This window comes from Nonomuraea sp. NPDC049269 (assembly GCF_043197155.1).
In the GTDB taxonomy this organism is placed as follows: domain Bacteria; phylum Actinomycetota; class Actinomycetes; order Streptosporangiales; family Streptosporangiaceae; genus Nonomuraea.
In genome coordinates this window covers 18,349-30,558 of sequence record NZ_JBICSO010000006.1, presented here as the reverse complement: position 1 = coordinate 30,558, position 12,210 = coordinate 18,349, and the positions used below count along the sequence as shown (strand labels likewise).

15 protein-coding genes are annotated in these 12,210 nt (G+C 69.7%); 7 read left to right on the top strand and 8 right to left on the bottom strand.

Annotation, left to right across the window (positions count from 1 at the left end; translation table 11 throughout):
• Positions 1 to 19: 19 nt before the first annotated feature.
• From ACGFNP_RS31990 to pqqE, 6 genes are all read left to right on the top strand, one after another.
• The gene (locus ACGFNP_RS31990; RefSeq protein WP_393325136.1) at positions 20 to 1,186 is read left to right on the top strand and encodes an MFS transporter; all 1,167 of its coding nucleotides are present in this window, start codon (positions 20 to 22) and stop codon (positions 1,184 to 1,186) included.
• A gap of 110 nt (positions 1,187 to 1,296) precedes the next feature.
• Complete coding sequence (gene pqqA / locus ACGFNP_RS31985) at positions 1,297 to 1,449, top strand: pyrroloquinoline quinone precursor peptide PqqA (protein WP_358328790.1); 153 nt, start codon at positions 1,297 to 1,299, stop codon at positions 1,447 to 1,449.
• Positions 1,450 to 1,461: 12 nt separating this feature from the next.
• Complete coding sequence (pqqB, locus tag ACGFNP_RS31980) at positions 1,462 to 2,262, top strand: pyrroloquinoline quinone biosynthesis protein PqqB (RefSeq protein ID WP_393325134.1); 801 nt, start codon at positions 1,462 to 1,464, stop codon at positions 2,260 to 2,262.
• Positions 2,259 to 2,927 (top strand): pyrroloquinoline-quinone synthase PqqC, encoded by a 669-nt coding sequence (gene pqqC, locus ACGFNP_RS31975; protein WP_358328795.1) that lies wholly within the window; start codon positions 2,259 to 2,261, stop codon positions 2,925 to 2,927. The genes pqqB and pqqC overlap by 4 nt, the downstream gene beginning before the upstream one ends.
• Positions 2,927 to 3,166: a pyrroloquinoline quinone biosynthesis peptide chaperone PqqD gene (pqqD, locus tag ACGFNP_RS31970; RefSeq protein WP_358328798.1), complete on the top strand. Its 240-nt coding sequence runs from the start codon at positions 2,927 to 2,929 to the stop codon at positions 3,164 to 3,166. Before pqqC ends, pqqD begins: the two co-directional genes overlap by 1 nt.
• Positions 3,163 to 4,242 (top strand): pyrroloquinoline quinone biosynthesis protein PqqE, encoded by a 1,080-nt coding sequence (gene pqqE, locus ACGFNP_RS31965; RefSeq protein ID WP_358328801.1) that lies wholly within the window; start codon positions 3,163 to 3,165, stop codon positions 4,240 to 4,242. The genes pqqD and pqqE overlap by 4 nt, the downstream gene beginning before the upstream one ends.
• Here pqqE and ACGFNP_RS31960 read toward each other — a convergent pair.
• The 3 genes from ACGFNP_RS31960 to ACGFNP_RS31950 form a co-directional block, all read right to left on the bottom strand.
• A complete protein-coding gene (locus ACGFNP_RS31960; RefSeq protein ID WP_393325131.1) occupies positions 4,193 to 5,104 on the bottom strand; it encodes an oxygenase MpaB family protein in 912 nt (303 codons plus the stop codon). The genes pqqE and ACGFNP_RS31960 overlap by 50 nt on opposite strands.
• 13 nt (positions 5,105 to 5,117) lie before the next feature.
• Complete coding sequence (locus ACGFNP_RS31955) at positions 5,118 to 6,011, bottom strand: alpha/beta hydrolase (protein ID WP_358328806.1); 894 nt, start codon at positions 6,009 to 6,011, stop codon at positions 5,118 to 5,120.
• Positions 6,012 to 6,183: 172 nt separating this feature from the next.
• Positions 6,184 to 8,085, bottom strand: coding sequence for a DEAD/DEAH box helicase (locus ACGFNP_RS31950; RefSeq protein WP_358328809.1), 1,902 nt, complete (start codon positions 8,083 to 8,085; stop codon positions 6,184 to 6,186).
• Positions 8,086 to 8,422: 337 nt separating this feature from the next.
• Between ACGFNP_RS31950 and ACGFNP_RS31945 the strand changes: the two genes are divergently transcribed.
• Complete coding sequence (locus ACGFNP_RS31945; protein WP_358328812.1) at positions 8,423 to 9,067, top strand: ferritin-like fold-containing protein; 645 nt, start codon at positions 8,423 to 8,425, stop codon at positions 9,065 to 9,067.
• Between the two features lie 62 nt (positions 9,068 to 9,129).
• On the opposite strand, the gene ACGFNP_RS31940 is transcribed toward ACGFNP_RS31945, so the two are convergent.
• From ACGFNP_RS31940 to ligD (ACGFNP_RS31920), 5 genes are all read right to left on the bottom strand, one after another.
• Positions 9,130 to 9,360: a DUF3107 domain-containing protein gene (locus ACGFNP_RS31940; RefSeq protein ID WP_214639887.1), complete on the bottom strand. Its 231-nt coding sequence runs from the start codon at positions 9,358 to 9,360 to the stop codon at positions 9,130 to 9,132.
• An 86-nt stretch (positions 9,361 to 9,446) separates the two neighbouring features.
• On the bottom strand, positions 9,447 to 10,067 hold the full coding sequence (locus ACGFNP_RS31935; RefSeq protein WP_214639794.1) for a TetR/AcrR family transcriptional regulator: 621 nt from the start codon (positions 10,065 to 10,067) through the stop codon (positions 9,447 to 9,449).
• Between the two features lie 62 nt (positions 10,068 to 10,129).
• Positions 10,130 to 10,345: a hypothetical protein gene (locus ACGFNP_RS31930; protein WP_393325127.1), complete on the bottom strand. Its 216-nt coding sequence runs from the start codon at positions 10,343 to 10,345 to the stop codon at positions 10,130 to 10,132.
• A 33-nt stretch (positions 10,346 to 10,378) separates the two neighbouring features.
• On the bottom strand, positions 10,379 to 11,260 hold the full coding sequence (ligD, locus tag ACGFNP_RS31925) for a non-homologous end-joining DNA ligase (RefSeq protein WP_358328820.1): 882 nt from the start codon (positions 11,258 to 11,260) through the stop codon (positions 10,379 to 10,381).
• Entirely contained in the window at positions 11,257 to 12,138 is an 882-nt protein-coding gene (ligD, locus tag ACGFNP_RS31920) for a non-homologous end-joining DNA ligase (protein ID WP_358328823.1), read from the bottom strand. The genes ligD (ACGFNP_RS31925) and ligD (ACGFNP_RS31920) overlap by 4 nt, the downstream gene beginning before the upstream one ends.
• Between the last annotated feature and the right edge of the window lie 72 nt (positions 12,139 to 12,210).

Sequence of the window (12,210 nt, the reverse complement as noted above, 5' to 3'; positions counted from 1 at the left end):
ATCCGGTTATGGTCGGGTTGTGGGTCGGGTGGGGCGTCTGCCGGTGGCTGTGGCGCTCGGCGCGTTGTTCAACCCGCTGAACTCGTCCATGATCGCCATAGCTCTGGCCCGCATCGAGGCCGAGTTCCACGTCGGCGTCGTCGCCGTCACCTGGCTGGCCGCGGGCTTCTACCTGACGGCCGTCGCCGTGCCGCCGGTCATGGGCGCGCTGGCCGACAGGTTCGGTCCGCGGCGGGTGTTCTGCGCCGGGCTGATCATGGTGGGACTGACCGGTGCCCTCGCCGCCGTGGCCCCCACCTATCCCGTCCTGGTGGTGGCCCGGCTGCTGCAGGCGTTCGGGAGTTGCGCGACGCTCCCGGCCGGGATGGCGATCATCACGGCGACGGCGGAGAAGGGGCGGCCGCCGCCCCGCGTCATCGCGATGATCTCGATGGTGCTGACGGCCAGCGCCGCCGCGGGGCCGGTGCTGGCGGGGTTCCTGGTCAGCTTGTGGGGTTGGCGGGCCATCTTCCTGGTCAACGTCCCGCTCGCGGCGCTGGCGCTCGTGCCGGCGTTGCGCTGGCTGCCCAAGGTGGCTCCGGTTCGGCGGCGGCGGGCGTGGCTGCCCAGGCCGCGGCCCGCGCTGCTGGCGACGTACGGGTTGTTCGCGCTGGTCAATGTGGTGTTCTATCTGGCGTTCATCATGGTGCCGCTCTGGGCGCAGCGCTCGGGCGGGCTGCCGCCGCATCTCGCGGGGCTGCTGGTGCTGCCCATGGCCGTGTCGGCGATCGTCATGACGCCCGTGGCGGTGGCGCTGGCCGCGCGGGCGGGGTTGCGGGCCGTGCTGCTGGCGAGCGCGGCGCTGCTCCTGGCCGGATCGTGCGTGATGTTCTGGGCCGGGCCCATCGGTCTGGTGCTGGTGACCACGTCGCTGATCGGCCTGGCGTCAGCGTTCAGCCAGTTCGGCCTGAACTCGCTGGTGTTCGTCCACGCCGACCGGAACGAGACCGGCATGGCCGTGGGCCTGTTCCAGGCGTCGCGGTACATCGGAGCCGCCACGGCCGCCTCGATCACCGGTGTGCTGTTCGACCCCGCGAGCATGGGCCCCAGCGGCTGGGTCATGGTCACGGCCTCGACCCTCATCCTGCTCGCCGGATTTATCATCCCCGTCGAGACATCGGATGAAGAATCCCGCCAAAACCAATAGAAACCGGCTATAAGCCTAAATTCCCCTGGATAGCTCCGACCTAAGCCATTGACGGCAAGCGCCGTAGGCAGTCATATCGGGTGTAACCCCCTACTGAAAGGCAGGTGCGCATGTCCCAGCCGAAGGAACAGGGCAAGCAACCACCCAGGATCCATGCGAAGAAGGTCAAGGCCCGCGGCGAGGAGACGACCTGGCACAAGCCCGACTACCAGGTGGTCGAGGCGTCGATGGAGATGACCGCGTACTTCCTGGCCACCAGGTAACCGGACACCGCCATGCGACTGCAGGTGCTCGGCACCGCGGCCGGTGGCGGCGTGCCCCAGTGGAACTGCGCGTGCCCTGGCTGCTCCGGGGCACGCGCTCATCCGGGCCGCCGCAGGCGCCACGCCAGCCTGGCCGTACAACTGGACGACGGGTGCTACGTCGTCAACGCCACGCCCGACATCGCCGACCAGATCGAGGCGTGCGCGTGGCTGCGGCCGGGACCGGGGCCGCGCGAGTCGCCGCTGAAGGGCGTCATCCTCACCGACGCCGAGCTCGACCACACGATCGGCCTGCTCAGGCTCAGGGAGGCGGACGAGCTGGAGGTCCGCTGCACCCCGGTGGTACGCCAGGCGCTGCGCCCCTTCGCCGACATCCTCCGCCCCTACCTGCGGCTCTCCTGGGCCGACGCCGACCTCATCCCGATCTCGGCCAAGCGCCCCCGGTACGCCGGCTCCCCGGAGGCCCCGGACTGGGTGTCCGCCCTGCGGCTTATGGGAGGAGCGGTGGTCTACGCCCCCGCCATGGGCGTGTGGCCCGACGAGCTGGACGAAGCCGAATGCGTCATCATCGACGGCACGTTCTGGGACGACGAGGAGCCCCGCCGTACCGGAATCTCGGAGAAGACCGCCACCCAGATGGGCCACCTGCCGATCGAGGCGACCATGGAGCGCCTGTCCCGGCTGCCGGGCCGCCGCCTGTACACCCACCTCAACAACACCAACCCCCTCGTGGACCCGGCGGCCGAGCAGCACAAGGTGCTCGCCGAGCTGGGGATCGAGGTGGCCGCCGACGGGATGGTGATCGACCTGTGAACGGCTTCGAGGCCGAGCTGCGTGCCGTACCGGAGAAGCGCTACCACCACCTGCACCCCTTCAACCAGCGCATGCACGCGGGCGAGCTGACCCGTGACGAGCTGCGGGGCTGGATACTCAACCGCTTCCACTACCAGCGGCACATCCCGATCAAGGACGCGTTCATCCTCGGCAAGCTGGAGACGCCCGAGCTGCGCAGGACGTGGCTGCGCCGGATCCAGGACCACGACGGCACCGCGCCGGGCGAGGGCGGCATCGAGCGGTGGCTGCGCCTCGGCGAGGCGGCCGGGCTGGAGCGGGCCCTGCTGCTGTCGGGCGAGGGCGTGCTGCCGGGCGTACGGCTGGCCGTCGACGGCTACGTGAACCTGTGCCGTAACGGCTCCGCGCTCGAAGCCGTGGCCGCCTCGCTGACGGAATTGTTCGCACCGGACCTGATGCGTACGCGGATCGCCGCTTTCGAGCAGCATTACCCGTGGATCGACCCCGAGGGGCTGCGTTACTTCCGCGTACGCGTCTCTCAGGGCCGCCAGGACAGCGGCGAAGCCCTCGCCCTGGTCCAGGAGTGGGCACGGACCCGTACGGACCAGGAGAAGGCCATCACGGCCCTCGGCTACAAGTGCGACGTGCTGTGGGCGCTGCTCGACGCGGTGGACGGGGCTTACTGATGACCTGGCGCCCCGCACTGTCCCGCGCGGCCATGCTCCGCCACGATCCGGTACGGCAGGCCGACCTGCTGATCGTGCCCGAGCGGATCGTCGTGCTGAACGAGGAGGCGGCGACCATCGTCGGCCTCTGCGACGGCGAACGGACCGTGGCCGACATCGTCGCGGAGCTCCCCGAGGGCGTGGCGGCGGATGTGGTGGAGTTCCTCGACCGGGTGCGCGGGGAGGGGTGGCTGCGGTGAGCGCGCCCTGGGCCATGCTGGCCGAGCTCACGCACGCGTGCCCGCTGCGCTGCCCGTACTGCTCCAACCCGGTCGAACTGGCGGCCAGGTCGAGCGAACTGAGCACCGGCGAGTGGCAGCGGATCATCGCCGAGTCGGCGGGGCTCGGCGTGGTGCACGCGCACCTGTCCGGTGGCGAGCCGCTGCTCAGGCCGGATCTGGCGCCGATCGTGGCGGCGGCCGAGGGGGAGGGCGTCTACACCCAGCTCGTCACCAGCGGGGTCGGGCTCACGGAGCGACGGCTCGGCGAACTCGCCGAAGCGGGGCTGCGGAGCGTGCAGCTGTCGGTCCAGTCGGCGACCGGCGCCGAGTCGGACCGGATCGCCGGAGTCGCCTCGTTCGCGTGGAAGGAGCGGGCGGCCGCCGTCGTGGCGGCGAGCGGGCTGCCGTTCGGGCTCAACGTGGTGCTGCACCGGGAGAACCTCGACGCCGTCGGCGAGATCATCGAGCTGGGACTGTCGTGGGGGGTGGAGCGCATCGAGCTGGCCAACACCCAGTTCTACGGGTGGGGGCTGCTCAACAGGGCCGCGCTCTTGCCCACCAGGGAGCAACTCGCCCGCGCCGCGGCCACAGTCGTGAAATATCGGGAAAAAACGGATGTTGAGCTGATCTGGGTGATCCCCGATTATTTCGACGGCGTGCCGAAGCCCTGCATGGGCGGCTGGGGCGCGATCTCGATCACCGTCGCGCCCGACGGCCGGGTGCTGCCCTGCCCGGCGGCCTACGACCTGCCGCTGGAGCCGCCGAACGCCCGTGACCACTCGATCGGCTGGATCTGGGAGCACTCACCCGCGTTCAACGCCTACCGGGGCACCGGCTGGATGCGCGAGCCCTGCGCGAGCTGCCCGCGCAAGGAGCTCGACTTCGGCGGCTGCCGCTGCCAGGCGTACGCGCTCACCGGCGACGCCGGCCGCACCGACCCGGCCTGCGGGCTGTCACCCGACCACCATCTCCTCGACGAGCTGGCCGGCGGCGGCACGTGGACCTTCAGGCGGCCAGCCCCTTCGGCCGGCGCCGCGGATCGGTCAGCCCCCTGAGCCCCTTGGTGGTGTCGTAGCCGGCGGCACCGAGCCGCTCGCGGGCGGCCCGCAGCATCTCCCTGGTCGACGGCATGAACGCGTGGTCGTGCAGCGGCTCGGGCAGGGAGTTCATGGCGAGCCTGAACGCCTTCAGCCCGGCCGTCACCGTGGCCCGCGGCACCTCCGGCAGCACGCCGTACATCTGCCTGGCCCAATCCGGCAGCGTGTAGTAGCACAGCGCGCCGAACGGGAAGTAGGCAGGTTTGCCCGGCGTGAGTGCCCGCAACTCCTGCGGCAGCCTCGGCCAGAGCAGGAACCGCACGGTCGAGGCGGCCTCCTCGGTGACGCGCAGGGTGGGCCGTACCTGCTTGAAGTAGGCGTCCATCTCCGCGCACGAGCCGGGCACGTCCTCGGGGTGCAGGCCGACGTAGGAGGCGCTCCTGCGCTGCTCCCGCAGGTAGGAGTCGGCCTGGCGCTCAGTGAGCCCCAGACCGCCGCGCCTGGCCACCTCCAGGTAGGACGAGATCTCCGCGCAGTGCACCCAGAGCAGCAGCTCGGGGTCGTCGACCCGGTGCGTCCTGCCGGTGTCGGGGTCGCTGACGCGCAGGCTCTTGTGGATGCCGCGCACCCGGCGGCCGATCTCGTCGGCCTCGGCCGGGCTGCCGAACGTCGTGCGGCCCACGAAGTCGGCGGTGCGGCGCAGCCGGCCGAACGGGTCCTGCTGGAAATTGGAGTTCTGCCAGACGCCGCGCATCGCTATGGGGTGCAGCGCCTGGAGCATCAGGCCGCGTACGCCGCCGACCCACATGGAGCGGTCGAGGTGCACCAGCCAGGTCGCGCTGTGCGGCGGCTGGACGACGATGTCTTCGCTACTCGTCATAGTAAGTAGATAATTACACGGCATTAGACCATGTGTCCAAGTGCGGGCTCTCGACGGCGTTCCAGAACCGGATCAGCGCCGCGGCCGTGGTCTCCGGAGCCTCGACGGCGGGCGAATGGGCCGCGCCGGGCAGGACCACGCACTCGGCCTCCAGCCTGGCCGCCATCTCCGACTGCAGCTCGGCTGGCCAGCCGTCGTCGTGCTCGCCGTACAGGACGAGCGTGGGCACCTCGATCTGCCTGAGCTCGTCAGTACGGTCGGGCGCGTTCAGCGTCTGCTCGGCCATCCGCGACAGGGCGGTCGGCGAGTTGGCCAGCAGGCGCTTGCGCAGAAAGGCGATGATCTCGTCGGGGACGCCGTTGGCCAGCGCCTCGGGCTCCATCTTGGTGGCCCAGACGTGCTCGAGCCCCCGGACCGGGACCTCCTTCAGCAGGGCCCTGCCGTTGCGTGCCCGATCGCCCACGATGGCGGACGGCCCTGAGCTCATCAGGGTGAGCGAGGCGAACTTCGTCCGGCCGTCGATGACCGCCTCGCGCGCGACGAGCCCGCCGAAGGAGTGCCCGACCAGGTGCATCGGCTCGTCGCCGCCGCTGAGCGTCTGGGCCAGCAGGTCGACGTCGGCGCCGAGCGCGGCGCACGTGTAGGCGCCGGGGTCGTCGGGACCTGGCGTCTCGTACTGCCCGCGCAGGTCGACGGCCACCACCCGGCGGCCCGACAGGGCCAGGGTCTGCAGGACCGCGATGAAGTCTTCCTTGCTGCCGGTCAGCCCGGGGATCAGGAGGGCGGGCCAGCGCTCAACCACACCGCTGACCGGAAGCGCCTCAAGGGCCGCGAAGGTGCCCTGGGCCGTTTCGATCTTGTGCGGTGCAACGCCAGGAGGCAGGTCGAGGAATCGCGGCGTACTCACGTGAGGCAACAATACCCAGAGGTCAGGGCCTAGACACCGGCATACTCCGTACGCTGGTGCGAGTTCGCGGAAAGTTGTCCGGTTATGTGGTGAAAACGCGGCAGGCGCGCACCGCGGGATGCGGTACGCGCCTGCTTCTGTTCAGCCTTCTGTCCCCGCGTCTGCCAGGTGTCTAGCCGACGCGGCGGCGGTTGCCACCGCCGTTGTTACCGCCACTGCCGCCGCGCGGCTGGCGGCGCGCCTGCTTGCGCTCGGTGGCCGCCGACGGGGCGATGTCGTCGTCGTCCGTGGCCAGATCGGGTGACTGGAAGATCACCATGAACGGGCTCGCGGGGACGATGCGGTCCGGCTCCTGGCGCACCGGGGGCGGCGGCGTGGAGAAGCTCGTCTCGGCGATCGGCGCCCGTTCCATGACCCGTTCCTCCACGACCTGTTCCTCCGTGATCCGCTCCCCTGCGGGAGCCTGCTCGACGACCTGCCTGCGCTCGGCGGCGGGCTTGCGCTCCCTGGTGGGCTTCCGCTCGGCCACGGGCTTCCGCTCGGCCTGCTGCTCGACAACCGGCTCGCGGTCGGTGAGCGGGGCCTCCGGGGCGTCGGCGAGGGCGTTCTCGATGGCGGCCGAGGCGGCCCCCCTGCGAGTGCGACCGCGCCGCGGCTCGGTGGCCGCCTCGATCTCGTCAGCTGAAATGATGGCGGGTGTCTCCTCCGTCTTTCTGGCGGTCGACTTGCTGGAGCGACTGGGCACGGGCTCGACCTCCGGCGTCTCGACGGGTGCGGTGCCCTCTTCTGCGGGCAGTCCGCCGCGGGTGCGGCGGCGCTGGCGCGGCGTGCGCGCCGGACGCTCCTCGCGCTCGTCACGGCGCTCGTCACGGCGGCGACCGCCGTTGCGAGTGCGCGTCCTGCCGGTCTCGCCGAGGTCCTCGATGCGCTCCGCCGACAGGCCCGCCCGCGAACGGCTGGCATGCGGCAGGACGCCCTTGGTGCCCTCGGGGATGTTGAGCTCGGTGAAGACGTGCGGCGAGGTGGAGTAGGTCTCCTCGGGCTCGGCGAAGTCGAGCCCGAGCATCTGGTTGATCATCTTCCAGCGGGTCAGCTCCTCCCACTCCACGAACGTGACCGCGATGCCCGTGCGCCCGGCCCGGCCGGTGCGGCCGGTGCGGTGCACGTAGGTCTTGTCGTCGGTGGGGCAGTCGTAGTTGACCACGTGGGTGACATCGTCGATGTCGATGCCGCGGGCCGCCACGTCGGTGGCGACCAGCACGTCGATCTTGCCACTGCGGAACGCGCGCAGGGCCTGCTCGCGCTGGCCCTGGCCGAGGTCGCCGTGGACGGCCGCGACCGCGAAGCCGCGGGTCTCGAGCTGCTCCGCGACCATGTCGCAGGCCCGCTTGGTCTCACAGAAGACCATGGTGAGCCCGCGGCCCTCGGCCTGGAGCAGCCGGGCGACGATCTCGATCTTGTCCATCCGGTGGGCGCGCCACACGATCTGGCGTACCTGCGGGTGCGGGATGCCCTCGCCGCCCTCGCCGTTCTCGTGCTCGGCCCGTACGTGCGTGGGCCGGTTGAGGTATTTGCGGGACAGCGCGACGATCTCGCCGGGCATGGTCGCCGAGAACAGCATGGTCTGCCGCTCGTCGGGGATCAGCTTGAAGATCCGCTCGATGTCGGGCAGGAACCCCAGGTCGAGCATGCGGTCGGCCTCGTCGAGCACCAGTGAGGTGATCTGGCTGAGGTCGAGGTGCTTCTGCTTGACCAGGTCGAGCAGCCGCCCGGGGGTGCCGACGATGACGTCGACGCCCGCCTTGAGCGCTTCGACCTGCGGCTCGTACGCCCGGCCGCCGTAGACGGTCAGGACCCGCGAGCCGAGCTTGCCGGCGGCGGTGACCAGGTCTTCGCTGACCTGTACGGCCAGCTCGCGGGTGGGCACGACGACCAGCCCGCGTGGCTTCTTACGGTTCTTACGCGGTTTGCCGATGCCCTGGAGCATCGCGATGCCGAACGCGTAGGTCTTTCCCGTGCCTGTGCGTGCCTGACCGATCAGGTCCTGGCCGCTCAGCGCGAGCGGGAGTGCCATCTCTTGGATGGGGAACGGTGTGGTGATGCCCTCGGTCTCGAGGGCATCAGCGATCTCAGGTGTGACTCCGAGGTCTCGGAAAGTCGTCAGCGTGGCCTGCCTCAGTCTCAAATGAAGGCGGGCCTGCCGGGACCGACGGGCGGAAAACAAACCCCGTGCCTGGGTCCTCGCGGTAGAGCCAGCCCTCTCGCGTCATCGCGACCGCAGACCCGGGAGTGGGGGGTTAACGGGGAATTCCCCCGAATTAACACAGTGCGGTCGCACTTTCACAGAGCAGTGTACTCGATACCACAACGTTGGCCGAGTTTCCGAATGTTCCCGAAGTACGCTGCCTTCCATGAACGAGTCTCCAGGAGTCGTCGATCTGCTCGGTGTGCTGGCTTATGCCGAGCTCAGCGCCTTCACGCGGATGACCGAGGACGCGGCGTCACTCGCCCCCTCCTTGGCCGATCAGGTCGCGCTGAGCGAACTGGCCGTGGCCGAATACGCCCACTTCCGTCTGTTGCACGACCGGCTGACCGAGCTCGGCGCCGATCCCGAACAGACGATGTCCCCGTTCGTCGAGGCGCTGGACGCCTGGCACACCCAGACGGCTCCGGGCGACTGGCTGCAGGCGCTGGTCAAGGCGTACGTGGGTGTGGGCATCGCGCTCGACTTCTACCGGGAGGCGGCCAGGCACCTCGACCCGTCGATCGCGAAGCTGGTCGATGAGGTGCTCGTGGACGAGGGGCGCTCGGAGTTCGCGGTGGAGCGGGTCAGGGCCGGTCTCGTGGCCGACCCGACGGCGAGCGGCCGGCTGGCGCTGTGGGCGCGGCGGCTGGTCGGCGAGGCGCTCAGCCAGGGGCAGCGGGTCGCGGCGGCCCGGCCGGAGCTGGCGCTGCTGCTGGTCGAGTCGGCGTCCGACGACCAGGCGCAGATCTCCCGGTTGTTCGCCAAACTGACCGAGGAACACGGCAAGCGGATGGCCGCCCTCGGCATCTGAAAGTCTGGATCGCTCCGCTCAAGCGAGGGTACGGCGCTTGCCGCCGCACCCCGCTCGAGCCGCTAGAGGGTGCCTCCGAAGCCGACGGGCCTTGACTCGTCCTCGCCGATCTCGATGAAGCCGATCGACGCGACCGGCACGATCACGCGCCGCCCCTTCGCGTCGGTGATGGAGAACACGCCGCGATCGGCGGCGAGCGCGTTTCTGATCTCCTCTTCGACCTGCTCGGACGATAGTTCGGTCTCGACGACGAGTTCGCGGTGTACGGAGCGTACGCCGATCTTGACTTCCATCATGCTCCCTTTCGACGGGGCCGGCTCACCCCATCGTCGCCGCTGACCGGCCGGGAAACGCAGTTGATCGCGCCCAGCGAACGGGTTTAAGCCGTACGCGGAAAACCGCTGATGCCGCGCCAGGCCAGCCGGGCCATGAGCTGCTCGGCCGCGTCCTTCGGAATGGAGCCGTGCGTGGTCACCCAGTAACGGGCGCTCACCTCGGCCATGCCGACCAGCCCGACACCGAGCAGGTGGGCCTCGTCGCTGGTGCAGCCGGTGTCCTCCTGGATCACCGCGCTGACCATTTCCGCGCATTCCTGCAGCGAGCGCTCCACGCGCTGGCGCACCGGCGCCACGTTGCGCAGGTCCGACTCGAAGACGAGCCGGAACGCCTCGCCCTGGGTGGAGACGAAGGAGTAGAACGCGCTGAACGTGGCCTGCACGCGGAGTTTGTTCTCGTGCGTGGACGCCAGCGCCTCGCGGCAGCGGTTGACCATGTCGTCGACGTGCAGGTCGAGCAGCGCGAGGTAGAGCTCCAGCTTGCCGGGGAAATGCTGGTACAGGACGGGTTTGCTGACTCCTGCCCGGTCGGCGATCTCGTCCATGGCGGCCGCGTGATAGCCGTTCTCCACGAACACTTCCTGCGCGGCGCTGAGTAGCTGCCGGCGGCGGGCCAGTCGGGGCAGCCGAGTGCCCCGGGGCTTGGCGTCCGGGGTTGCGGTCACGCTGGTCTCCATGGGTCTCTGAGTCGGCTGTTCGGACATCCTACGTGCGGCTCAGCGGCTCATCAGCGATAGTCGTCATCATCGAGGTCCACCTCGCGGGCCTGCTCGGCGGCGTCGGCGGGATCGACCTCCAGCGGGGTCTCCCGGAGCGTCCCGCCCCCGGCGCCGCGAATCAGGACGTGCTGTTCGGCGGCGTCGGCCTCGGGAGCCTCGACCGGGAGTTCTTCCATCATCTCGTCGAAGGGGAGGTCGTCCCCACGTACGTCCATCTCCGACATTGCAGTCCCCTTCTAGGTGCGGACGGAACCAGACTACGCCTGACCGAAAAGGTCGCCGTGTTCCTCGACCCTGGCCAGTACGTCGTGTGTCGCGAACACCAGGTCCTCCGGATGCTCGCAGCCTTCGACCTCCTTCCACAGCAGCGGCGTCGAGACCGTGGGCCGCTCCCCGGCCCGCAGCGAGTAGGGGGCCACGGTGGTCTTGGCCGGGTTGTTCTGGCTCCAGTCGATGAACACCTTGCCGGGGCGGGCCTTCCTGGCCATCACGCTGACCACCTGCTCGCGGTGCGCCTTCTCCAGCACCTGGGCCAGCCTCTTGGCGTACGCCGAGGGCTCCTCGCGGCCGTCCCAGTCCGCGTACAGCTGCATGCCCTTGTTGCCGCTGGTCTTCGGCCGGGCGGTGAGGCCGTCGGCGCGCAGCACCTCGCGCAGCATGAGGGCCACCCGGCAGCACTCCACGATGGTCGCCGGCAGGCCCGGGTCGAGGTCGAACACGAGCGTGTCGGGCGGCAGCGCCTCGCCGTCGGCGGACACCCGCCACTGGGGCACGTGCAGCTCCAGGGCCGCCAGGTTGGCGTAGTAGACGAGCGAGGGCAGGTCCTCGATGACGGCGAAGTCGATGGTCTCGCGGTTCTTGGTGCTGCCCGGCACGGGCAGGGTGACCCTCCTGATCCAGTCCGGGGTGTGCTCGGGCGCGTTCTTCTCGAAGAAGGACTGGCCGGTCACGCCGTTGGGGTAGCGCTTGACGGTGAGCGGCCGGCCTTCGAGGTGCGGCAGGAGTACGGGGGCGACGCGGCTGTAGTAGTCGATCACCTCGGCCTTGGCGAATCCGGCCTCGGGATAGAGCACCTTGTCCAGGTTGCTCAGCGTCAGCTGCCGCCCGCCGACCTTCACCGGCACCTTCTGGGGACTCACAACGTCACCTCCGAAGGGAGTTTGTCCGGGCGCAGCCCGCGCCACACGGGGTGGCGCAGTCGCAGATCGTCGGTCCACATCGTGTAGGCCACCTCCCCGACGAGCTCGGGTCTAACCCATCGGTTGCGCCACGGGACCTCGTTCTGGAAGGGACTGCGCGGGATCTCCAGCGGGCGCAGGAACGCGTCGAGCTGGTCGAGCACGTCCTCGGTGAAGCCGGTGCCGACGTGCCCGACGTAGGTCAGGCCGGGCTCCGTGAACACGCCCATGATCAGCGAGCCGACCCCGCCCGACCTGCGGCCCTTGCCGGGTTTCCAGCCGCCGATCACGACCTCCCGCGTGCTGAGATGCTTCACCTTGATCCACCATGGCGAGCGGGTGCCCGGCCGGTACGGCGAGTCGAGCCGCTTGGCGACCACGCCTTCGAGCCCCTGCTCCTTGGTGGCGGCGAGGAGGTCGGAGTCTCCGGGGAAGTACGGCGGGGCGCCGACGTCCAGCTCGTCGAGGAGGCTGCGCCGGTCGCGGTACGGCAGGTCCAGCAGGGTGATGCCGTCGAGGTAGAGCAGGTCGAAGGGCAGGTAGGTGACCGGATACAACTTCAGCATCGTCTCTTCCGGATCGGTGAGATGCATGCGGTGCTGCAGCCGGACGAAACTGGGGCGGCCGCGCGGGTCCAGCGCGACGACCTCCCCGTCGATCACCGCATTCTTCACTCCGAACCCCGAAATTTCGGGATACCGGCGGGTGTAATCGGCTCCATGCCTTCCCGTCACCTTCAGGGCACCGTTGCGGTGGAGGATGGCGCGGATGCCATCCCATTTGACCTCCAGGCCATACCGCTCGCGATCCGGGGGTAGTTGCCCAGGTGCGGCGAGCATCGGTTCGATTGGGTATGGCATTGGCGACCCCATGAGGGGGTATGTGCCCATATGGCGAGCCCGCTAGAGCTG

Coding starts and splice junctions, on each gene's coding strand:
- pqqA (WP_358328790.1), top strand. CDS start 1,297: ATGTCCCAGCCGAAGGAACAGGGCAAGCAACCACCCAGGATCCATGCG.
- pqqB (WP_393325134.1), top strand. CDS start 1,462: ATGCGACTGCAGGTGCTCGGCACCGCGGCCGGTGGCGGCGTGCCCCAG.
- pqqD (WP_358328798.1), top strand. CDS start 2,927: ATGACCTGGCGCCCCGCACTGTCCCGCGCGGCCATGCTCCGCCACGAT.
- ACGFNP_RS31960 (WP_393325131.1), bottom strand. CDS start 5,104: ATGACGAGTAGCGAAGACATCGTCGTCCAGCCGCCGCACAGCGCGACC.
- ACGFNP_RS31950 (WP_358328809.1), bottom strand. CDS start 8,085: ATGGCACTCCCGCTCGCGCTGAGCGGCCAGGACCTGATCGGTCAGGCA.
- ACGFNP_RS31945 (WP_358328812.1), top strand. CDS start 8,423: ATGAACGAGTCTCCAGGAGTCGTCGATCTGCTCGGTGTGCTGGCTTAT.
- ACGFNP_RS31940 (WP_214639887.1), bottom strand. CDS start 9,360: ATGGAAGTCAAGATCGGCGTACGCTCCGTACACCGCGAACTCGTCGTC.
- ACGFNP_RS31930 (WP_393325127.1), bottom strand. CDS start 10,345: ATGTCGGAGATGGACGTACGTGGGGACGACCTCCCCTTCGACGAGATG.
- ligD (WP_358328823.1), bottom strand. CDS start 12,138: ATGCTCGCCGCACCTGGGCAACTACCCCCGGATCGCGAGCGGTATGGC.